This is a genomic window from Diaphorobacter sp. C33, from assembly GCF_030503915.1.
Lineage (GTDB): Bacteria > Pseudomonadota > Gammaproteobacteria > Burkholderiales > Burkholderiaceae_C > Diaphorobacter > Diaphorobacter nitroreducens.
On record NZ_CP129980.1, the window covers coordinates 551,366 to 571,244 of the forward strand.

21 protein-coding genes and 1 pseudogene are annotated in these 19,879 nt (G+C 66.0%); 17 read left to right on the forward strand and 5 right to left on the reverse strand.

Features of this window, described 5'->3' with window-relative positions:
* The first annotated feature begins 13 nt into the window (after positions 1 to 13).
* Together QY917_RS02665 and QY917_RS02670 are read left to right on the forward strand one after the other, a co-directional pair.
* The gene (locus QY917_RS02665) at positions 14 to 289 is read left to right on the forward strand and encodes a hypothetical protein (RefSeq protein ID WP_082394034.1); all 276 of its coding nucleotides are present in this window, start codon (positions 14 to 16) and stop codon (positions 287 to 289) included.
* 4 nt (positions 290 to 293) lie between these two features.
* The gene (locus tag QY917_RS02670; protein WP_054666242.1) at positions 294 to 818 is read left to right on the forward strand and encodes an AlpA family transcriptional regulator; all 525 of its coding nucleotides are present in this window, start codon (positions 294 to 296) and stop codon (positions 816 to 818) included.
* Positions 819 to 834: 16 nt separating this feature from the next.
* Here QY917_RS02670 and QY917_RS02675 read toward each other — a convergent pair whose 3' ends face one another.
* Positions 835 to 1,212, reverse strand: a complete 378-nt coding sequence (locus tag QY917_RS02675; RefSeq protein ID WP_082394032.1) for an AlpA family transcriptional regulator — start codon at positions 1,210 to 1,212, stop codon at positions 835 to 837.
* Between the two features lie 445 nt (positions 1,213 to 1,657).
* Here QY917_RS02675 and radC point away from each other — a divergent pair, with 445 nt between their 5' ends.
* The gene (radC, locus tag QY917_RS02680; protein ID WP_054666238.1) at positions 1,658 to 2,167 is read left to right on the forward strand and encodes a DNA repair protein RadC; all 510 of its coding nucleotides are present in this window, start codon (positions 1,658 to 1,660) and stop codon (positions 2,165 to 2,167) included.
* A 41-nt stretch (positions 2,168 to 2,208) separates the two neighbouring features.
* Here the strand turns inward: radC and QY917_RS02685 are convergent, their stop codons facing one another.
* Positions 2,209 to 2,973, reverse strand: coding sequence for an abortive infection family protein (locus QY917_RS02685; RefSeq protein WP_302078476.1), 765 nt, complete (start codon positions 2,971 to 2,973; stop codon positions 2,209 to 2,211).
* Between the two features lie 262 nt (positions 2,974 to 3,235).
* Here QY917_RS02685 and QY917_RS02690 point away from each other — a divergent pair, with 262 nt between their 5' ends.
* From QY917_RS02690 to QY917_RS02705, 4 genes and pseudogenes are all read left to right on the forward strand, one after another.
* Entirely contained in the window at positions 3,236 to 3,628 is a 393-nt protein-coding gene (locus tag QY917_RS02690) for an ATPase (protein WP_123676521.1), read from the forward strand.
* A 771-nt stretch (positions 3,629 to 4,399) separates the two neighbouring features.
* Complete coding sequence (locus QY917_RS02695) at positions 4,400 to 5,227, forward strand: DUF932 domain-containing protein (protein ID WP_054666224.1); 828 nt, start codon at positions 4,400 to 4,402, stop codon at positions 5,225 to 5,227.
* Between the two features lie 79 nt (positions 5,228 to 5,306).
* Complete coding sequence (locus QY917_RS02700; RefSeq protein ID WP_054666222.1) at positions 5,307 to 7,373, forward strand: ParB/RepB/Spo0J family partition protein; 2,067 nt, start codon at positions 5,307 to 5,309, stop codon at positions 7,371 to 7,373.
* Between the two features lie 62 nt (positions 7,374 to 7,435).
* Positions 7,436 to 7,622 (forward strand): annotated as a pseudogene (locus tag QY917_RS02705) (hypothetical protein).
* Between the two features lie 133 nt (positions 7,623 to 7,755).
* On the opposite strand, the gene QY917_RS02710 reads toward QY917_RS02705, so the two are convergent.
* A complete protein-coding gene (locus QY917_RS02710) occupies positions 7,756 to 8,190 on the reverse strand; it encodes a hypothetical protein (RefSeq protein WP_054666219.1) in 435 nt (144 codons plus the stop codon).
* A gap of 822 nt (positions 8,191 to 9,012) precedes the next feature.
* On the opposite strand from QY917_RS02710, the gene QY917_RS02715 reads away from it, so the two are divergent.
* Entirely contained in the window at positions 9,013 to 9,327 is a 315-nt protein-coding gene (locus QY917_RS02715; RefSeq protein WP_054666217.1) for a DUF736 domain-containing protein, read from the forward strand.
* A gap of 46 nt (positions 9,328 to 9,373) precedes the next feature.
* Here the strand turns inward: QY917_RS02715 and QY917_RS02720 are convergent, their stop codons facing one another.
* Positions 9,374 to 9,664, reverse strand: coding sequence for a helix-turn-helix domain-containing protein (locus QY917_RS02720; protein ID WP_123676589.1), 291 nt, complete (start codon positions 9,662 to 9,664; stop codon positions 9,374 to 9,376).
* A 254-nt stretch (positions 9,665 to 9,918) separates the two neighbouring features.
* Here QY917_RS02720 and QY917_RS02725 point away from each other — a divergent pair, with 254 nt between their 5' ends.
* From QY917_RS02725 to QY917_RS02765, 9 genes are all read left to right on the forward strand, one after another.
* Positions 9,919 to 10,245 carry a DUF2958 domain-containing protein gene (locus QY917_RS02725; RefSeq protein WP_123676588.1) on the forward strand — a complete coding sequence of 109 codons (327 nt, stop codon included), beginning with the start codon at positions 9,919 to 9,921 and terminating at the stop codon, positions 10,243 to 10,245.
* A gap of 361 nt (positions 10,246 to 10,606) precedes the next feature.
* Positions 10,607 to 11,368, forward strand: coding sequence for a DUF2285 domain-containing protein (locus tag QY917_RS02730; protein ID WP_123676519.1), 762 nt, complete (start codon positions 10,607 to 10,609; stop codon positions 11,366 to 11,368).
* An 83-nt stretch (positions 11,369 to 11,451) separates the two neighbouring features.
* Positions 11,452 to 11,733 (forward strand): AlpA family transcriptional regulator, encoded by a 282-nt coding sequence (locus QY917_RS02735; RefSeq protein ID WP_033953243.1) that lies wholly within the window; start codon positions 11,452 to 11,454, stop codon positions 11,731 to 11,733.
* A gap of 26 nt (positions 11,734 to 11,759) precedes the next feature.
* A complete protein-coding gene (locus QY917_RS02740; protein ID WP_123676518.1) occupies positions 11,760 to 12,617 on the forward strand; it encodes a replication initiator protein A in 858 nt (285 codons plus the stop codon).
* 253 nt (positions 12,618 to 12,870) lie between these two features.
* Positions 12,871 to 13,509 (forward strand): ParA family partition ATPase, encoded by a 639-nt coding sequence (parA, locus tag QY917_RS02745; RefSeq protein WP_054666209.1) that lies wholly within the window; start codon positions 12,871 to 12,873, stop codon positions 13,507 to 13,509.
* Entirely contained in the window at positions 13,506 to 13,778 is a 273-nt protein-coding gene (locus QY917_RS02750; protein WP_054668693.1) for a hypothetical protein, read from the forward strand. The genes parA and QY917_RS02750 overlap by 4 nt, the downstream gene beginning before the upstream one ends.
* Complete coding sequence (locus QY917_RS02755) at positions 13,775 to 14,308, forward strand: DUF2840 domain-containing protein (protein WP_054666208.1); 534 nt, start codon at positions 13,775 to 13,777, stop codon at positions 14,306 to 14,308. The genes QY917_RS02750 and QY917_RS02755 overlap by 4 nt, the downstream gene beginning before the upstream one ends.
* Positions 14,305 to 14,901, forward strand: coding sequence for a S26 family signal peptidase (locus tag QY917_RS02760; protein WP_054666207.1), 597 nt, complete (start codon positions 14,305 to 14,307; stop codon positions 14,899 to 14,901). The genes QY917_RS02755 and QY917_RS02760 overlap by 4 nt, the downstream gene beginning before the upstream one ends.
* 448 nt (positions 14,902 to 15,349) lie before the next feature.
* On the forward strand, positions 15,350 to 17,332 hold the full coding sequence (locus QY917_RS02765) for a relaxase/mobilization nuclease and DUF3363 domain-containing protein (protein ID WP_054666206.1): 1,983 nt from the start codon (positions 15,350 to 15,352) through the stop codon (positions 17,330 to 17,332).
* Positions 17,333 to 17,432: 100 nt separating this feature from the next.
* Here QY917_RS02765 and QY917_RS02770 read toward each other — a convergent pair whose 3' ends face one another.
* A complete protein-coding gene (locus QY917_RS02770; protein WP_123676516.1) occupies positions 17,433 to 19,805 on the reverse strand; it encodes a xylulose 5-phosphate 3-epimerase in 2,373 nt (790 codons plus the stop codon).
* Positions 19,806 to 19,879 lie beyond the last annotated feature (74 nt).

A 19,879-nucleotide genomic window follows, 5' to 3' on the forward strand; every position in this document is an offset into this window, starting at 1 on the left:
CTGAAGATTATTGATGGCTCGTTCCCCTCATCCGAAGAAAGATGTTGAGGAAGCTCTCAGGCACGCCGAAGGGCAGGGCTGGCGCGTCGAAGTCGGCGGCAGCCACGCTTGGGGGCGGATGTATTGCCCTTACAACGATGAAGAATGTCGCTGCGGCGAGTTCTGCATCACCAGCGTATGGAGCACGCCGAAAAATCCCGGCAACCACGCGCGCGCCTTGCGGCGCGTCGTGGACAACTGCACCACGCACCGGTCGCAGCGCGACGCTGATGATGGTGCCAAGGAGTAGCGCGATGGAATACACCTTCACTCTGAAATACCAGCTCACGGACGATGACCGCGACGCCGATGCACTGGTGGAGCGCCTGGGCGAAGCCGGCTGCGACGATGCCTTGGTCGGCATCGGGCAGCCGGGTCGATTGGCGCTGGAGTTCACCCGCGAGGCTGCGGATGCGGACGAGGCCGTGCGTAGCGCGCTGGCCGATGTGCGCTGCGCCGCGCCGACCGCGCGATTGATCGAAGTAGCGCCGGATCTGGTGGGTCTGACTGACGTGGCCGACATTGTGGGCGTGTCGCGGCAGAACATGCGCAAGCTGATGCTGGCGCATCCGGGCAGCTTTCCGGCGCCGGTGCATGAGGGCAGCGCGTCGATCTGGCATTTGGCAGACGTATTGGCGTGGTTGCAGGCCAAAGGCAGCTACTCGCTGGCCAAGGACGTGTTTGAGGTGGCGCGGGTGGCCTTGCAGGTCAACGTGGCGAAGGAGGGGCGGCGATTGCCGCGCTCGGCATCGAAGGCACTGGAGGCTTTGATTGGATGAGTGCCGCTGCTTGGCCTTATGCCTTGCTCGAACCCGCCCGGACAGGGCGGGTTTTTCGTAGGTGGACATCCGGTTTCGACACGCCGGCGCGCGGAGCCTGCTTTCGTTCTTCGACCCAGGCTTCCACTTCTGCCAAGTCCCATACGACGCAGCGTGGCGTCAGGTTGAAGCGACGTGGGAACTCACCGCGACGCTCCATTTCGTAGATCGTCGTTTCGGCGAGGGGAACGATCTGCCGCAGTTCCTGCCGGCGAATGGTGCGACGGAAGGGAAGGACACTGCGCTTTGGAAATTGCGGCAAAGCCTCGTAGGCATCCGTGCCTGGCAAGGGGAGGCCGACATCGGTGCCGGCGGTATTGGGGGCTTGCGATAGCTGTTCCACCTCGGACTCCATGGTTCTGCTGCATGGAGACATGGTGAAGTTCAATACCTATCGGGACAACTTGCTGTGGCGTAGTGGAGCGGGTTCGATGTGGTATTTCGATGTTGCGTCCCGGCGTGCCGCCGTCGCGCTGTCGTGCTTGCGCATCAAGTCGCCTGCGGCGTCTCGCCCCTTCGGGCTTCCATCGTTCCCTCGCTTCGCTCGGCTGACGCCTCCGGCCCGGCTTGTTGATCCGGGCCTGCGCGCTCCGCTTGCCCCAAAAGCCGACTGTGTGCAGTGGGCGGGTGTGGGCGGTCTTGCTGTTCCCTTCACCGTATCACGGCGTTCTCGCCGTCAAGGGCGGCACGCGCTTTTGCGCGCTTGCGTCCTGGCGGCCGTCTGCGCCCCCTGACTGCTTGCGCTGCGCCGTGCTGGCCACGGTTCCGGGCAATTCCGCCCGAGCAACCGGAGCACGATCATGTCGCAACTGTCCTTTTCCTCGTTCAATGCCTCGCTGATGGTGCGCGATGCACAAGGCCGCTACCTGCTGGCGACGGCCGACCAGATTCTGGAGGCCGCGCGCCAGGCCATCGAGCACAAGATGCAGCGCGGTGCGTCGTTCAGTTCGCCGGCGGCGGTCAAGGAGTACCTGCGCGCCAAGCTGGCTGGCTTCGAGCATGAGGTGTTCGCCGTGCTTTTCCTCGATACACAGCATCGCCTGATCGAATACGCCGAGATGTTCCACGGCACCATCGACAGCGCATCGGTGTATCCGCGCGAGCTGGTCAAGCAGGCGCTGCGGCTCAATGCGGCGGCGGTCATCGTTTCGCACAACCATCCGAGCGGCAATCCAGAGCCGAGCAGAGCCGACGAGGTACTGACCCAGCGGCTCAAGGAGGCGTTGGCGCTGGTGGATGTTCGCACGTTGGATCACATCATCGTGGCGGGCAGCAGCATCACGTCATTTGCCGAACGCGGCCTGGTTTGACCGAGGGGGCTTCGGCCCCCTTTTTGCTGCGTCCGAGGATATTAGGTCGCAGCCTCGTTGCGTGCTTCCCACGTCGCCAAGAGGTAATTCGCCAGTGTGCCGGAAAGATTGACGGCCAATTCAGCATGACGGGGTGCAGGCTTGATGCCGATCCGCCCTTTGCCATGAGCATCGCTCAACCTGTTGCGAAGAGAGCCAAGACCTTCAACCACCGACGTGCAGCCACCGAGGATCTGTTTGAAGATTTGCTCTGTATGCTGAGAAGGTGCCAGCTTGAGTATTTCTGCTGTCTGCTTGTATAGCTTGGGAAGGTCGGCCGTATCGTCATAGCTGACCTTGGCCTCGTCCAAGATGTGTTTGCATACTGATTCGATCAGTGTCCGCGCCGAGGTGATTGCACCTTCTGGGTCGGATGATCGTCGATCCAATGCCTTCGACCATGCTGCTTGCACGTGGGCGGCATCGAACTTCTCCAAGGCCGTGGTTACTGAGGAATCAGAAGGTGCCAGTCCGCCACGCTCCAGGGCATCCAATATCGGACGAAATTCGCTCCACAGATAGTTTCGGCGTTCGGCGTAAGTCTTGTACTTGTACTTGATGAACTGCCAAAACTGGGCAAGGCTGCGGCAGGTTCGGAGAAACTGGGGAACCAGTGAATCCAAGGCTGTATTGGAAAGCAGAGCCTGCCTCAGGCGAACGAACTCCGCATCATCTTCGCTCCCGCCAGTGGCTTGAGAGATCAATAGATTTTGCAAGGCTTCCGCCTGTATCGAAAGCTCATTAGCCATCTTTAGATCACCCTCCATTCGGCTCCTGTCCGAGTGCTGCTCAGTTTACTGCTAGCAGCTTCTGGCCTACGCGCTCCGCTTGCCGAAAAGCCAGTGCGTGGATGGTGTGAGGGGAGGCGGTCTTGCTGTGTCCCTTCACCGTATCACGGCGTTCTCGCCTTCAAGGGCGGCGCGTGCCAGCACGCTTGCGGCCCGTGGCCGTCTCCGACCCCTGACTGCTGCGCTGCGCCGTGACTGCGACGGTTCCGGGCAATTCCGCCCGCGCAACTGGAGAACAGTCATGAACGACAAATCACACGTTTCCCTCGAACAGCATGTTTGCCTTGTTTGCGGCACGGCGTTCGATACCGGCGCCATCCTGCTGGACAAGCGCCTGCGCGCGAGCATGGAGCGCCACACGGCGACCGGCTGGGGCCTGTGCCCCGATCATCAGAAGCTGGCCGACGATGGTTTTGTCGCGCTGGTCGAATGCGATCCACAGCGCAGCGACTTGCAGGCCGGTGGGCACATGAAGCCCGAGCAGGCGTACCGGACGGGCCGATTGGCTCATCTGCGGCGCACGGTGTTTGCGCAGGTGTTCAACGTGCCGATCGCGGCCGAGCAGGCTTGCGTGTTTGTTGAGCCTGGCGTGATCGACCAGTTGCAGTTGATGACTGCGCCGGCGGCGAACTGATCGCGCCGCGCTGCCTCGGGTGCGTCGTCTCTGCGGGAGCGGCGCACTTTTTTTCTGCTGCGCCCGGTACCGATGCTTTCGCGCCTAGTGCGCTGCGCGCTTCGCTTGCCTCCAGGGGAAAGCCCTGCGGGCTATCCCCGCCGCGCAATGCTTGGCGCCCCTCAAGGACTGCCGAACCGGCTGCGCCGGCTCGGCCAGACCACGGCAGTCGCTGTCGAACCTGTTTCCCGATGACTGGCGCATGAGCTTGTGCATCGAGCCTTGAAGTCCGGGCGTCCCTGGCCTAGAAACATGGCCGGTCGCGCTGTCGTGCTGCGCATCGAGCCGCCTGCGGCGTCTCGCCCCATTCGGGCTTCCATCGTTCCCTCGCGCTGCTCGGCTGACGCCTCCGGCCCGGCTTCCAGATCCGGGCCTGCGCGCTTCGCTTGCCGTGCGGTCGGCACATAGAGGCGGCCGTTGCCTTGTCCAGCCGTCTCCCCTGACTTCATCACCTTGTCCGCGACTGTAGCCCGCGGCCGTGTGCCGTCAAGGCGCGCAGGGCCGTGTCCTCGGCTGCGCCTGCGGGCCGCACCAACCCTGCGCTTGCCTCCTTGACGGTCCTCGTCCGCGCGCTCCTGACCGTCGCGGGCGATGAACTCAGGAAAGACGGTGGCAACAGGGCCAACCGGGTTCCTCGTGCCGACCGCACCGAACAGCCGAAAGGCTGGGCTCCGAATCTAGGAATCCGGTGTGCGGTTTGAACAGCAAACCCTTTTCGTCAGGAGAAAGACCATGCAACTCGCATCCCGTTTCGCTTCCCACTCCCCGGCACTGCGCAGCGACTACCCGCTGTCCGATGACCAGATTCGCAGGGTGGCTCCGTCCATCTTCGCGGACGCACCGCACGAAAGCCGTTCCGAGCGGTACAGCTACATCCCCACCGCCGCCGTGCTGACCGAGCTTCGCAAGGAGGGGTTTCAACCCTTCATGGCGACGCAGACCCGCGTGCGCGATGAAGGCAAGCGCGAGCATACGAAACACATGCTGCGCCTGCGCCATGCCAGCCAGATCAACGGCGCGGAAGCCAATGAAATCGTGCTGCTGAACTCGCACGATGGCACGAGCAGCTATCAGATGCTGGCCGGCATGTTCCGCTTCGTGTGCAGCAATGGCCTTGTCTGCGGCGACACCGTGGCGGACGTGCGCGTACCCCACAAAGGCGATGTGGCCGGGCACGTCATCGAAGGCGCTTATCAAGTGCTGAGCGGCTTCGAGCGCGTGAAGGAAAACCGCGAAGCAATGCGGGCCGTCACGCTCGACGATGGCGAGGCCGAAGTATTCGCCCGTGCCGCATTGGCCCTCAAGTACGACGACCCGAATAAGTCCGCGCCCGTCACCGAGTCGCAAATCCTGATGCCGCGCCGGTTTGACGACCGCCGCCCCGACCTGTGGAGCGTGTTCAACCGCGCACAGGAGAACTTGACCAAGGGCGGATTGCATGGCCGCAGCGCCAACGGACGCCGCCAGCGCACCCGCCCCGTGCAGGGCATTGATTCCGATGTACGCCTGAACCGCGCCCTGTGGCTGCTGGCCGATGGCCTGCGCCAGTTGAAAGCCTGATTCCCCCACGGCAGGGGCAGGCAGCAGCCCTTGCCGTCTTTCTCGCTGCTGCATCCCTGAACCGATAGGAGTTATCACCATGAACGCCATGACCCAAACCGAAGCCCGCGCCGTCAATACCACCGCCGCTGTCCCGCTGGAAGCCGCCGACCCGACCAAGAACCTGATTCTGGTTCCGCTGTCGCGGCTGGTGCTGCGCCCCACCGGCCGCAACGTGCGCAAGACCCCGCGCATGTCCATCCCCGAACTGGCCGCGAGCATCCAGCGCGTGGGCCTGCTGCAAAACCTGATCGTGATTGCATCCGCCGATGGCGAGCATTACGAGGTGGTCGCCGGTGGCCGCCGCCTTGCAGCGCTCAAGCTGCTGGCGAAGAAGCACCGCATCAGCAAGGAATGGGAGGTGCCTTGCCTGCAGGTGGCCGATGGCACGGCCCGGACGGCCAGCCTCACCGAGAACGTACAGCGCGAAGCCATGCACCCCGCAGACCAGTTTGAAGCCTTTGCGGCACTGGTGGCCGAAGGCCGTCCCATCGAGGACATTGCAGCGGATTTCAGTGTCACGCCGCTGGTGGTGCAGCGCCGCTTGAAGCTGGCGAATGTCTCCCCGCGCCTGATGGCCGACTATCGCGCCGATGCCGTGAGCCTTGACCAGTTGATGGCCCTTGCCATCACCGACGACCACGCGGCGCAGGAAGCCGCGTTCTACGATGCACCGCAGTGGCAGCGCCATCCCTCGCACTTGCGCGAGCGCCTGACCGAGCGCGAAATCGACGCCACGCACGCGCTGGTGCGCTTCGTCGGGCTGGACACCTACCAGCAGGCAGGCGGCGGCATCCGCCGCGACCTGTTCGCGGAAGGCGATGCCGGAACCTACCTCACCGATACCGCAGTGCTGGAAACGCTGGTGCGCGACAAGCTGGCAACACTGGCTGAGGACGTGCGCGCCGAAGGCTGGGCATGGGTGGAGGCCGTGCCGCATCTGGCCTACGAGGAACGGCAGGCGTTCCAAAACGCCCCGCGCCACCGCCGCGAGCCGACCACCCGCGAGGCCCGCCGCATCGCCTCGCTGGAAACCCGCCTCGAAAAGATCGACGCCGAACTGGAAGAAGCTTGCCAAGGTGAAAGCAGCGAGGACGAGGCCGAGGCCGAGAAGCTGGAACAGCGGCGCGAGCAGGTGGCCGGGGAACTGCAAGACGCGGAGGATGCCTTGCAGGGCTACGCGCCCGAAGTGCGCGACGTGGCCGGTGCCATCGTCACCATCGACCGCAGCGGCGAGGCCGTCATTCACCGCGGCCTGCTGCGCGAAGCCGAGGCCAAGGCACTGCGCACGCTGGACAAGCTGCGGCGCGGTTTCGGCAGCGTGGAAGGCGAAGCCACCAACGACGAAGGCGAGGACGCCGACGACGCGCCCAAGGCCGCGAGTCTGTCCGACCGGCTGGCGCAGCGCTTGAGCGCCCACCGCACGGCGGCGCTGCAAATCGAAGTCGCCCGGCATCCGCATGTTGCGCTGGCCGCGCTGGTGCATGGCATGGTGCAGACCGTCTTGCAGGAAAGCCACTACGGCCACGACTTGCCGCTGGGCGTGAGCCTGAAAGTGCAAGATCGGCTGGAAGGCTTGGCCCCGGACTGGCCGGAATCGCCCGCCGCCGTGGCGCTGCGCGAACTGCAACAGGTGGCAGGTGTTGCCTTGCCGGAGGACAGCGCCGAACTGTTCGCCGCGCTGCTGGCGAAGTCGCAAGACGAGCTGGTGCGGCTGCTGGCCGTGTGCGTGGCTTCCACGGTGAACGTGGTGACGCCTCGCGCCACGCTGCACCAGCCTGGCGCGGAACTGGCGCAGGCCGTGGGCCTCGACATGGCCGCATGGTGGAAGCCGACCGCAGAAGGCTACTTCAAGCATGTTTCCAAGGCCGTGATTCTGGATGCCGTGGGCGCGTTTGCACCGGAATCCGTCACCCGGCTGGCGAAGCTGAAGAAGGCCGACATTGCCAGCGAAGCCGAGTGGCTGGCCGATGGTACGGGCTGGATGCCCGCCATCTTCAAGGCCGCAGGCCTGCAGGATGCCGCGCAGGAGGCAGACCCGGAGCAGGACGCCCCGGAAGATACCGTGGCAATGACGGATGAACCCGCCGAGGCGCTGGCCGCTTGACCCGTGCCGAAGGCAAGCGCCCCGGCCTCGATCGGGGCGCTTTGCTGGAAGGAAAAGCCCCCATGACCCGCACCACCACCAGCCGCCCCCGGCACGGTACGCGCCCGCCGCTGGCACGGCGAAGGCGACGTGCGCGGCTACCGCCCGCCCTCGGGCTGGTCGGCCCGCGCCAATCTCACCGACATTCATCCCATCACGGGCCGCGCCTTGCTGCGTGCCGTGTGGTGGTTCATCGAGACGAAGGAATAACCGTGATCAGCACCGCGCCCAGGCCGTTCCGTCCTGGGCGCGGTAAAACGCAAATCCGGGCGCGGCAGTGGCCGCGCCCGGTGTTCAAGGCCAACAGCCGAATCAGAACGCCGCCGCCTTCCCGGCGGCGGCATCAGACGATGCCGTGCTGCCTCAGCAGCGCCTGTTCATCACCTGACACCCAGCCGAATATCTTGGGTTCGTCGTCAAGCTGCAACACGAGGTAGTGGACGTCGAAGTCGATGGACACGCCCGGGGCCTCGCCCCGGTCATAGGTCGCCGTCCAGGCGACGTGCGCGACGCAGTGATGTTCGTCGATGGGGTTGATGCGAACGCCGCGCAGCGTCATGTCCTTCGTGCCGAGCTGGCGGTAACGCTCGAATCCTTGGCGCATGACCTGTTTCAGTTGCCCGTCGTTCTGGCCCGTCATGACCCCGGCCGGTGAGGCCGCGATGAAGGCAGTGGCGTAGGACGAGGCGACTTGCTCCATGTCCGCTTCGTTCTTCAATCCTTGGCGGAAGAAGTCCTGGTATCGCTTGAAGAACTCATGGATGCGCTTTTCTTTCATCGGTGCTTCCTTGGGTATGGACTTCGCTGTTCGTACTCGTCATGGTAGGGCGTGTCGGCGCACGGCGCCGCCGGGCTTTCGGGCTGCACCCCGTGCCGACTTCGCTGTCACGGCCATTCGGCTTCAATCCCTCACGCCTTCGCGCCTGCGGCGCTGCGCGCTTCGCTTGCCTCCAGGGGAAAACCCTGCGGGCTATCCCCGCCGCGCGCAGCTTGGCGCCCCTCGGCACTGCCGAACCGGCTGCGCCGGATCGGCCCGGCCAGCGCCCCGCCGCAATGGACGGGGCGATGGCGAACACGCTGGAGCCTGCTGCGGCAGGTTGTGCAGATGCGTGCCGTCCTCAACGCTGGCGGTTCTCGCCCATCACGTCACGAAGGACGGTTCACGGACAACCCGCCCGGCATCGCTATGGAGCTTCCACGCCACGCCTCAAGACCGGCACCGCAAGGTGTGGCGGAGGCGTTCTCGCCTGTCGTCGGGTGGTTGACCTGGCCCGCGTCAGCGGGCGAGCCGGAGAAACCTTCATACGGGGATGCCGAGCCGGCCACATCTCCTTTCGGAGCGGTTCGGCCCAAGGCGTCCTTGTCTCGTTGTGAATCCTGGCGGTGGCACGGCTGTGCCTCGGGCTTCATGGCTGCAACCGTGCGGCGAAAACAATTTTCCCTGCGCTGCGCGCATTCCTCGCGGGCCAAATTCTTTTCGCCTTCCGGTTCTCCACTGCGTTTCGACCGCAAGCGGTGCAGCCCGCCCGTCCCCCGCCGGCCGGATCACAACAAGGACGCGATGGGCGCGAACCTTGTTCAACCGAAAGGAGAAAACATCATGGCCAACATCGGCACCTTCACCGCAGACAAAGACGGCTTCACCGGCACGCTGCGCACCCTGACGCTCAACGTCAAGGTCAAGCTGGTTCCCAACGACAAGGGGGACAGCGAGAAAGCCCCGGACTTCCGCGTTCAGGCCGCCAGCCACGACATCGGCGCGGCGTGGAAGAAGACCAGCGAGGCCGGCCGGGAGTACCTGTCCGTGACCCTCGACGATCCTTCGTTCCCGGCAACGGTCTATGCCCGCCTGATCGAAGGCGAGGACGGCACGCACGACCTGATCTGGTCGCGCAGCAAGCCCCAGGCGGCGTGACCGCCGCAGCGCCCCACCCATTGCGGCGGGGCGCACCCTCGCGGTTCTACGACCCGGAGGCTGCGAGCTGGCCTTCCGTCGCGGTCATTAGCACCGCCGTACTGCATTCGAGCGCGCTGGCGATCTTGAAGATGATCGCCAGCGTGGGCATGTGCTCGCCGCGCTCGACCTTGCCCATGTGCGAACGCTCGACGCCCGCCAGATGCGCCAGCGATTCCTGCGCGATCCCACGCTCCGTCCGCAGTGCGTGCACCGCCGCGCCGAAGGCTTGCGCCAACTCGGCATCGAACGTGGTGGCGCCCGCCGGACGGCCGCGCTGGATGGATCGCTTCTGCATGGACAGAAGCGTCAAGTCGCAGCACAATTAAAACCACGTTATCTTTAACTCATGCCGCTGACTTGGATTCGTGCTTTTACGGAAATCCGCTTTGGCGGATTCCGCCAGAACCGGAAAGCCGCCACCGTGTCTTTGCAGATTTCTACAATGCCGTTTTTGCGTTTTCGTGCTTCCACAGTTTGGATGGAATACACATCCACGGCTTCGCGGGGAAGCGCAAAACCGACATACCGCGTTGGAACAGGAGCACCGCAATGAAGGCTCTCCTCGTCACCGATGAGCAGCGCGCCGCGCTGCTGGTGAATGGGCGGCTTGCTGCCGCCGGCGAAGCGCACGACCCGTTGCCGGTCGTGCGGCTGTTCACTCTTGACGCGCACGCCACCTGGCTGTTGACCTCGCTCGATCCCGCAGACGGCGATACGGCCTACGGTCTGATCGACTTGGGAATCAGCATGCCCGAGCTGGGGACGGTGAAACTCTCCGTCCTCGCTTCCATCGTCGGGCCGAACAAACTGCCCGTGATGCGGGATCGATATTTCCAGGCGGCGCGCCCGCTGTCGGAATATCTGCGGTTGGCGTAGGAGAACGGTTCCATCGTCGATTGAACCGATCGCGCCACGATCAAGCCGGGCGCATTGAGACTATTTCGGTCTCGCTCAAGACCTGTCAGGTCTGAATCCAAACTCTGGATCAAACCAGAATATCTGTGACTGAAACAGTCACGATCTTTCATGCGGCTTGCGGCACGGTGATCTCTGCCGCGTGGCGTTGTGAGCTTGCGTGGCCGTCGCATTCGGACGGATCTCGCAATGCACCGGAGCCTATCGGTCTTGACACCCAATGTTACAGCTCGCCTTGATTCTGATGGCAACTGACCGCCTGCGATAGCCACGTGTTGAACGCCCGTAGCGATGTTCCTGCCGTTGAACGGGAGCCCGCGTCATGGTCGATCCTCATCACGCCGCGCATTGGTATCCCACTGCCGCCTACCTCTACGTCCTGGGCCTGGATGCGCTCGCGCTAGCTTGGGAGTACCTGCGCCGCCACCCTGACTATCGGCTCGACTGGCTGCACCGTCGTCGTCGGCCAGACATGGCGCGTCGCTGGGGCTTGCGCCTGCTGGAAGACCCCGGCCTGGATGCGCGCGACGCGCATCCGGCCTGGTTGCCCGGCCACGCAGCCGTCGTGCAGCTCTACCCCGATGCTGACCCACCGCCCGATGCGGCGACATTCGCGTTCTGGCGCATTCCCGGTCACAAGCAACTGCTGCATGACGGCAAGGGGCTGGCACTGATCGCACGCAGTCCGGGCCGTTGCTTGCGCTTCGCGCTGGCACCCGGCCTTGAAGATGGCATGGCTGTCGCCCATGCCCATCGCGGCGGCGTTGCCGCGCCTGCGCATGGTCATGCACTTGACGCGGGTTTCACCAATGCCAAGCCTCGGCCAACACCTACCGCGCTGTTGGAGTTGCACACCCTGCAGGCGCTCGACGCGATCCTCGCGGGTGCGTCCTTGCGCGAGGTGGGTGAAGGTCTGTTCGGTGCCGACGCCGTGGCTGACTGGTACAGCGACGGCGGCCTGCGCTCGAAGGTGCGCCGCCTGACGCGGCGTGGCGATGCGTTGATGCGCGGCGGCTATCGCCGCCTAGCACAACTCCCGCCGCTTGAGAAGGGTCGTTTTGATGACGATGTAAAACGACCCTGAGCAAAAGGGCCGCGTTTTCTGAGACTGCCTCCATCCGGTTGCGCTGTGTGGCCGGGCGTTTTCAACCGATGGAGGTTCACATCATGCGTCCTGCTCCCTTGCGGCCTGCCGCCGCTGTCTCGACCGCTGCCGCGCAGCCGCAACGCTATCTCACCAACGACGAAGCCGCGGAGTACCTGCGGCTGTCGCCGCGCACGCTGGAAAAGCAGCGCGTGATCGGCGGCGGCCCACGCTTTCGCAAGTTCGGCCGCCGCGTCATGTACGCGGTGGCCGACCTCGATGCCTGGGCCGCCGACCGCAGTTTCGAGACGACTTCCGATCCCGAATACGCCGAGCACCATTCGGCCGATAGCCGTGCGCACTGATCGGCGGCGCGCGGCAGACCATCGCCATGTCCAGCACCGCGCTACCCATGCGGCAGCGGCCGTTGCAGGAGCGCGAACAGCTCGACCTGTTCCGCGCCTTGCCCGGCGACATGGCGCCGCGCGACAGCCAGGACTTGATGGCCTATCCGTTCTTCTCGCTCGGCAAGTCGAAGCGGGTCAAGCCCATCGACTTCCGTGCGGGCAACGTGACGATCCGCGTAGAGGGCACGCAGGAGCACGGCATCGCCACGATTTGGGATGCAGACGTGCTGATATGGGCGGCCTCGCAGATCGTGGAAGCGAAGGACGCAGGCCTGCGCCCGTCGCGGCTGATGCGCGCCACGCCCTACGAGATCCTGCGCTTCATCGGGCGCGGCAAGTCGCTGCGCGACTACCAGCGCCTGAAGGCCGCGCTGGATCGCCTGCAATCGACCACCGTGGCCACGTCCATCCGCGAGACGACCGGGCGACGCCTACACCGCTTCTCGTGGATCAACGAATGGAAGGAGCTGGCCGATCAAAGCGGCACGCCGTTGGGTATCGAGCTGATCCTGCCGGACTGGTTCTATGCCGGCGTGCTCGACGCCGCCCTGGTGCTGACGATCGACCCTCTGTACTTTCGGCTGACCGGCGGCATCGAGCGGTGGCTATACCGGCTGGTGCGCAAGCACGGCGGCAAGCAGGCATACGGCTGGCAGTTCGACTTTCGCTACCTACACCAGAAATCGGGCAGCACCGCGAAGCCTTACGACTTCGCCTGCGACCTGCGCGCGCTCGTCGCGCGGCAGTCGCTGCCCGGCTACGTGTTGGGAATCGAGCGGATGCCGGACGACGGAACGGAATTGCTGACCTTCCGGCCCGTGCCGCAGACGGCACGGGGATAACTCCGGGAGAGCCTGTGAATGGTGTCGTGCTATCAGGCGTGCCGGGTATCGTGCTATCAGGCGTGGGACTATCGTGCTATCAGGCGTGCCGATCGGCCGAAAACCCGCGCCAGCATTGGGTTTGCGCGCCCTCTAACTTCCCTAACTTAATTTCTCTAACTTTTAGTAGGGAAACGCCGCTGCGGTGGATAACCACCACGCGGCCACAAGCGCAGCAGCAAAAGCCCGGCTTTCCAACACGGAGGGCCGCGCCATGATTGTCGCTCTGCTCAACCAGAAAGGCGGCGTCGGCAAGACCACGCTCGCCACCCACATCGCTGGCGAGCTGGCGATGCGCGGCCAGCACGTCGTTCTGCTGGATGCTGACCCGCAAGGCTCATCGCTGGACTGGACGCAGCGCAGAAGCCAGCAAGGCTTGCCACGGCTGTTCAGCGCCGTGGGACTGGCACGCGAAACGCTGCATCAGGAAGCACCAGAACTCGCCAGGCGGGCCGATCACGTCGTCATCGACGGCCCGCCGCGCATCGCGGCGCTGGCGCGCTCCGCACTGCTGGCGGCAGAGCGCGTGCTGATTCCCGTGCAGCCCAGCCCCTACGACCTGTGGGCTAGCGCCGAGATGGTGGCACTGATCCGCGAGGCGCAGGTGTTTCGGCCGCTGCTCGCCGCAGCCTTCGTCATCAATCGGCGCGTCAGCACCACCGTGATCGGACGCGAGGCACGCGGCGCGCTCGCCGAGCAGCCGCTGCCTGCGCTGCGCGCCGAGGTTCGTCAGCGCATCGTATTCGCCGACAGCGTGGCCGCCGGCCGGCTCGCCCGCGAGACGGCGCCGGATAGCGCTGCCGCGCGCGAAATCACCGCGCTGGTGGACGAACTGCTGCGGTGGCCGGCATGACAGCGAAGCCAGCACCACGCACCAAGCGCGTCGGTATTGGCGCGCGTCCGCCCGCGAATCCACAGGCCGAGGCGTGGATTCGCCAAGGCGACGCCGATGCGCTGAACAAAGGCGACCTCTACACGGCCCGCCTGACCCTCGACATCACGCCCGCGATGCGGGCGCACATCAAGGTTTCGGCTTTCACGCAAGGCGTGACCGTGGCCGACCTGCTGCGCGGCCTGCTGGAGCGGGAGTTTCCAGAACACCGCAGGGAGAACACCCCATGACCGCATCCGCTTCGCCTGCCGCTGGCGCGGCCACGGCTGCGCTCGCAGCACCTTCCGGCCGGCCTGCCAGCGCGCCGCTGACGCGCGTGGCACTGGCCTACATCGAACTGCGCTTCAAGATCTACCTGCGCTTCGGTGAACCCGCGCGCACGCACCAGCTCGACCGCTGGCGGCGCTGCGCGGTGTTCCTGCCGGGCGCCATGTTGTGCCGTATCCGCTGGCAGGCCAACGACTACGGCACCGTGCGCTGGCAGCTCATGGTCATGCAGGCTTGCACGCCGCTGGATGCGGCGCAGCGCATCCCTGGCGTGCAGCCGGGCGCGCGCCTGCTGCTGCACGCCGAGGGCGAAAACCATGTGCGCGGCGTGTTGGCACGCATCGACGCCATCGAGGCGCTGGGCATCGCGCCCGTCGCCGTCTCGCCCGCGTACTGGCGCACGCTTGCCAACCGACTCGCTGCGCGCCTGCCGCTGCCCGAATACACCGCCGAGCGGCACGCCGCATGGCTGATCGGGAAAGAACTGCCATGACCGCCGTTTCCACTGACGGCACCGCATCGCGTCCTCGCTCGCCCCGCGCACGTTGGCGCGCTCGCATCGTGCTGGCGGGCTTCGCCGCCGTCGGCCTTGCTGCGCTGGCCTGGGCGGCGTTCGTGCAGCCGCTGCCGCGCCTGATCTACAACCCGTCCGACAGCGTGCCGGTCGGCTGGTATCGCGTGCAGCCGCTTGACCATCGGGCCGCCTTGCTGCCACGTTCCTTGTCCGTGGGCAGCATCGTCCTGACCAGATTGCCTGCCGACGCTGCCGCGCTCGCCGCGCAGCGCGGCTACCTGCCATCGCACATCCCGCTGCTCAAACGTGTGGGCGCGGTCGCGCCGCAACACGTCTGCATCGTCGCCGGTCAGGTACGCATCGACGGCGTGCCTGCGGCCGCCGCGCTGCCTGCCGATCGGCTGGGCCGACCGCTGCCATCCTGGCCGCATTGCCGGCCACTGGCCGAGGGCGAACTGTTCCTGTTGAGTGTCACCAATCCGGCGTCGTTCGACAGCCGCTATTTCGGGCCGGTCAGCGCATCCGCCGTGATCGGCGTCGCGCATCCGGTTTGGCTGGAGACACGCCCATGATGGCCGCCGATTTGCTGCACGTTGCCGTGCCTCTCATCGTGCCATCAGGCATGTCGTCCCGGTTGCTGCCGCCGTGTCGTCGCGCGTGCAGCGCGAGCGCATCCGCGCCGCGCTTCGCGCAACATCCGGCGCAGCCGTCCAACGTGCAGGCGTCTTGCCTTGAACACGCCCGGCCTGCGGCCATTGGCGCGTTCGCCGACGGGCTGGCTGCAAGCAGCACAGCGCCGCCGGGCCGCCGACACCCGGAACGACAGCGAAGGGCAAAGGCGGAAGGCAAGACAAAAGGGGGCGGCACCTGTCGGCCCGCAAAGCCAGTCTGCACGTGGGGGTGGCGCGGCACGGAGCGGTTTCGCCGCCGTGCCGCTTGGGGCGCGAGGCCCGCGCCGATGCAAGCATGTCCGCGTGCTTCGCACGCCCGGACACGCCATAGCTTGCAGGGAGCGCAGCCATGACCAAACGCCGCGACGATGATTTCCGCGTCCGCCCCAGTGCACCGAAGAACCGGGGCCAGGGCTTCGTCTCCGAGGTGCTCAAGCAGGCGGGCAAGGCCAGCGGCGGCAAGTCCACGGTGCGCCGTCCTGGTGGCAGTGGCAAGGGCGCCGGCACCGGCCAGCGGCCCGGCTCGCGCCTGGGGCGCGGCCACACGGCGGCGCGCTTCGCGGGCGCGAAGCTCACGCCCATGTCGCGGCGCGTGACCATCAAGACGCTGCTGGTCAACCAGCAGCGGGCCAGTCCGCAGTCGCTCGCCAAGCACCTGCGCTACATCGAGCGCGACGGCGTGGGCCGCGATGGCGAGCCGGGCCAAGCCTACGGGCCGCAGACCGATGCCGCCGACCTCGACGCCTTCAGGGAACGCTGCGCTGACGACCGGCACCATTTCCGCTTCATCCTCTCGCCCGAGGATGGCGCCGAGCTGGAAGACCTGCGTACCTATACGCGGCACCTCATGGGCCGGATGGAAGCCGACCTAGGCACGCGCCTCGATTGGGTGGCCGTCAACCACTGGAACACCGACAACCCGCATACGCACATCGTCGTGCGCGGACGCGACGACACCGGCAAAGACCTCATCATCGCTGGCGACTACATCGCCGATGGCTTCCGCCATCGCGCCGCCGAACTGGCAACCGAATGGCTGGGGCCGCGCACCGAACTGGAGATCCAGCAGACCTTGCAGCGCGAGGTGGAGCAAGAGCGGTGGACTAGCCTCGACCGCACGTTGCAGCGCGAGGCCGGCGAGGATGGTCGGGTGCAGATCGAACGGTTCAACGAACCCCGGCTGCAACGCCAGCGCCTGCTGCTGATCGGCCGCCTGCAACGCTTGCAGCGCCTGGGCCTGGCCGACGAGATGCAGCCCGGCACCTGGGCCGTCCATGCCGACGCGGAAAAGACCCTGCGCGCCCTGGGCGAGCGCGGCGACATCATCCGCACCATGCAGCGGGCCATGCGCGGCGAGACGCGCGAGTTGGAGGTGTTCGAGCCTGGGGACGATGGCCGAGCCATCCTCGGGCGCGTGGCCGCCAAGGGCCTGGCCGACGAGCTGCGCGACCGGGGCTATCTGGTCATCGACGGGGTGGACGGCAAGGCCCACTATGTCGCGCTCAACGCCCGCGACGAACTGGCGAACTATCCGGCCGGCGCCGTGGTGGAGGTGAAGGGATCGGCCGACGTGCGCGCGGCCGACCGCAACATCGCTGCGCTGGCAAGCGGTGGCCTGTACCGCACCGATCATCACCTTGCCGTGGTGCAAGGTCAGGCCGTTCCTGGCCGCGATCCGCAAGAGGTTGTAGCCGCCCACGTTCGACGGCTGGAAGCCCTGCGCCGCGCCGGCGTCGTGGAGCGCGTGGCCGAAGGGCTATGGAAGGTGCCGGACGACCTGCCCGAGCGTGGTCGCCAGTACGACGCGCAGCGCCTGGGCGGCGTGGCAGTGGAGCTGAAATCGCACCTGCCCATCGAGCGACAGGCGCGCGTGATCGGGGCCACCTGGCTCGACCAGCAGTTGATCGGTGGTGGTTCGGGCCTGGGCGATCTGGGCTTTGGCGGCGAAGCCAAGCAGGCGATGCAGCAGCGCGCCGATTTCCTGGCCGAACAGGGTTTGGCCGAGCGGCGCGGGCAGCGCGTGATCTTGGCGCGCAACCTGCTGGGCACGTTACGCAACCGGGAACTGGCGCAGGCCGCCAAGGACATTGCCGTCGAAACTGGTCTGGAGCATCGCCCGGTAGCCGATGCGCAGCGCGTGGCCGGCATCTATCGGCGCAGCGTGATGCTCGCCAGTGGGCGCTACGCCATGCTTGATGACGGCCTGGGGTTCAGCCTGGTGCCGTGGAAGCCGGTGATAGAGCAGCGACTGGGGCAGCAGATCGCGGCGACTATGCGCGGCGGCGTTGTGTCGTGGGATGTGGTGCGGGGACGTGGGATGTCGATCGGCTGAAACCACCTCAAGAGAAAGTTCATCACGACGTCTCCGTGGCATATCGTCAGGCAGTGCTGTCGGCACACTTCGTGGTCGGCACAGGGCTCGCGCGCCTGACTCACGGGCTCAGTAAATCACCTGGTTTGCCGGTGCCATCAAGAGCTGCGCGCTGCGCATGGTCGAGCAGTGCTTCACGATTCCAGCCGGCCACGGTCGCTGCGGCATCCACCGCATGCGCCCAGGTGCAGCGGTTGGCGAACAGCATGCCGGCAACATCGAAGGTACCGCCGCGGCTGATGTAGCCGAGGGCGTGCGTCCTGGCGGGGCCGCTGTCGATGCGGCGCAGGATGCCGAGCATGGGTTCGGGGCGGGTGTGAGTGAGGATCACGCGCGGCAGGCCCGGCGGGAACAGTGCGTTGACAGTGGCGTCGTCATCGACGAATTCGGCTTCCATGGCGTCGCGCGGGATGCGCAGGCGGCCGGGTTCCAGGATGACGGTGACGCAGGCGCACCTGTCTAGCTCGGCAAGGTGCTGCTGCGCCTTGATGGCCTCGTCGAGCTGGTAGGCGCCCAGCGCGATGAGCTGCACCTCAGCCTTGGCAGGGTCGCCGATCAGATGGGCGGCACCGTCACGGATCAGGCGTTGCGCCGATTCGGCGTCGAAGCGGTTTTCCACGTCGCGCTTGGAGACGATCAGGCAGGCCAGTTGGCCGCGTCCGGCATAGACGTCGCGCAGCGCAGCGGCGGCGGTGTTGCCATCCACCGGGAACAGTACGCGCGAGGTGTCCGACATCTCGCCCAGCAGGGCTTCGCCGATGGTCGGGTCTTGATGCGACTGTTCGTTCTTGGCGTTTTCCCAGGTGTGCGAGGTGACGATGAGCGGCACTGACAGCCAGCCCGCTGTCTGGCCGACCTGACGCTGGTGGCGGGAGAAGATGATTTCCTGCCGCATCAGGCCGAGCATCTTCACCGCGAAAGCTTCGTAGCTGACGATCAGGTTCAGTCCACCCTTGTTGCCGAGCGCGGCGGCGGCCACGGCTTCTTCGTTGAGCGCGGTGATGATGGCGCCGTGCAGGTCCTCGGGCACGCCGGGTTCGGGCTCGTTGACGCGATGCTTCAGCAGCGCCAGCGTGCCGCCCATCTTGTTACTGGCTAATTCGTCAGGGTTGCCGATGCGCATGCGCAGCTCGGGATTGGCTTTGGCGAATTCAACGAACCACTGGTCTAGCGCCGTCATCGCACTGCCTTCGCTGCCTGGCATCTCCCAGCGCGGTTCGGGCAGCCTGGGCGCAGCGGGGTGGCGGTGCGCCATCGGATGCGCGCTTTCCAGCGGACGTTGCTGGGCAGCGTGGGTCGCGAAGGCGGCGAGCGCGGCGGCGAGTTCGGCCGGTGCAACGAACAGCGCAGCCGCGCTTTCGTTGAACAGCTCACGCATGGCGACATCGATATGAGGATTGCCGCCCAGTGGCAGATTGTGCGCGGCGTTGCTGCCTGCGCCCGGAAAGCCGAAGCCCTTCTCGGTCTCGGCGATCACGTAGGGCAAAGGCGCCGGATAGCGGCGATCCGGATCGGCGGCGAGGACGCGCAGCGTATCCTCGGCTTCGATGATCGCCCAGGCGATCGCGGCCGGGTCGTGGCCATCGACGATCACCGGGTCAAAACCATTGTGGCGCACGTCTTCGGCCAGCCATTGCGCACCGCCTTCCTGCATGATCTGGGTGCGCTGCTCGATGCGCCGGCCGTTGAGGATCATCACCGGCACAGCGAAGCCGCTGTCCTGCGCGCGCCACCAGCGCGGCGCCCAGTCCGGGCCGCGCTGCTCCTCGAAGGCGCCATCGCTGAGGAAGGCGACCAGCGATTCGCCAGGCAGCGGCATGTGGATGTACTGCAGTTCGGCAAAGCCGAGATAGCCGCCTTCGGACACGGCGCCGACGGTGTTGGGGCCGGCATGGCTGCCCAGCGGCACAGCCGGGAGGCCCTGCGCATCGATGGCATACGAATAGAAATCGGCACACAGGCGCGACAGGCCTTCCGCGCTGTGGTCGTAGCGTCCCCGCTGCGCGGGCGAGACGTCGCCGGTCAGCGCATTGACGGCTTCTATGGCAGCGACGCAGTGGCCCTGGCCCATGATCCAGCCGCGCGTGCTGCCGGTGAGTGCGTTGGCGAGCAGGTAGCCGACGAAGGCCTGCACCATGTTCAGTGAGCCGCCAGTGTGGCCTTCGGGCGTTGGCTTGAAGTCCTCGGCTGACAGCACCGCGCCGGAAAGATCGATGCGGCGCGCATAGGTCATGTGCGCGACCACGTTCATGGCCACGCAGCCCAGGCGGTCGGCGGCGGCAAGCAGGCTGTAGGCCGTTGCTTCGTCTGCAACGCGGCCGTCAGCGATCAAGCGAGCCACCAGCGCCTCGACACGTGCGGCGGTCTCGTCGCGATGGACGATGGGGCCGTGGCCGGTCAGCCAGCGCTGGCGGAGGGTGGAAGCGGTGGTCATGTGATTTTCCTTCTTTGGTGCCGACGAACCCAATGTGGCTACAGAGCTCGTTGAGCCGAGCGAGCTTTGCCTGG

Coding starts and splice junctions, on each gene's coding strand:
- QY917_RS02665 (WP_082394034.1), top strand. CDS start 14: ATGGCTCGTTCCCCTCATCCGAAGAAAGATGTTGAGGAAGCTCTCAGG.
- QY917_RS02670 (WP_054666242.1), top strand. CDS start 294: ATGGAATACACCTTCACTCTGAAATACCAGCTCACGGACGATGACCGC.
- QY917_RS02675 (WP_082394032.1), bottom strand. CDS start 1,212: ATGGAGTCCGAGGTGGAACAGCTATCGCAAGCCCCCAATACCGCCGGC.
- radC (WP_054666238.1), top strand. CDS start 1,658: ATGTCGCAACTGTCCTTTTCCTCGTTCAATGCCTCGCTGATGGTGCGC.
- QY917_RS02685 (WP_302078476.1), bottom strand. CDS start 2,973: ATGGAGGGTGATCTAAAGATGGCTAATGAGCTTTCGATACAGGCGGAA.
- QY917_RS02690 (WP_123676521.1), top strand. CDS start 3,236: ATGAACGACAAATCACACGTTTCCCTCGAACAGCATGTTTGCCTTGTT.
- QY917_RS02695 (WP_054666224.1), top strand. CDS start 4,400: ATGCAACTCGCATCCCGTTTCGCTTCCCACTCCCCGGCACTGCGCAGC.
- QY917_RS02700 (WP_054666222.1), top strand. CDS start 5,307: ATGAACGCCATGACCCAAACCGAAGCCCGCGCCGTCAATACCACCGCC.
- QY917_RS02710 (WP_054666219.1), bottom strand. CDS start 8,190: ATGAAAGAAAAGCGCATCCATGAGTTCTTCAAGCGATACCAGGACTTC.
- QY917_RS02715 (WP_054666217.1), top strand. CDS start 9,013: ATGGCCAACATCGGCACCTTCACCGCAGACAAAGACGGCTTCACCGGC.
- QY917_RS02720 (WP_123676589.1), bottom strand. CDS start 9,664: ATGCAGAAGCGATCCATCCAGCGCGGCCGTCCGGCGGGCGCCACCACG.
- QY917_RS02725 (WP_123676588.1), top strand. CDS start 9,919: ATGAAGGCTCTCCTCGTCACCGATGAGCAGCGCGCCGCGCTGCTGGTG.
- QY917_RS02730 (WP_123676519.1), top strand. CDS start 10,607: ATGGTCGATCCTCATCACGCCGCGCATTGGTATCCCACTGCCGCCTAC.
- QY917_RS02735 (WP_033953243.1), top strand. CDS start 11,452: ATGCGTCCTGCTCCCTTGCGGCCTGCCGCCGCTGTCTCGACCGCTGCC.
- QY917_RS02740 (WP_123676518.1), top strand. CDS start 11,760: ATGTCCAGCACCGCGCTACCCATGCGGCAGCGGCCGTTGCAGGAGCGC.
- parA (WP_054666209.1), top strand. CDS start 12,871: ATGATTGTCGCTCTGCTCAACCAGAAAGGCGGCGTCGGCAAGACCACG.
- QY917_RS02750 (WP_054668693.1), top strand. CDS start 13,506: ATGACAGCGAAGCCAGCACCACGCACCAAGCGCGTCGGTATTGGCGCG.
- QY917_RS02755 (WP_054666208.1), top strand. CDS start 13,775: ATGACCGCATCCGCTTCGCCTGCCGCTGGCGCGGCCACGGCTGCGCTC.
- QY917_RS02760 (WP_054666207.1), top strand. CDS start 14,305: ATGACCGCCGTTTCCACTGACGGCACCGCATCGCGTCCTCGCTCGCCC.
- QY917_RS02765 (WP_054666206.1), top strand. CDS start 15,350: ATGACCAAACGCCGCGACGATGATTTCCGCGTCCGCCCCAGTGCACCG.
- QY917_RS02770 (WP_123676516.1), bottom strand. CDS start 19,805: ATGACCACCGCTTCCACCCTCCGCCAGCGCTGGCTGACCGGCCACGGC.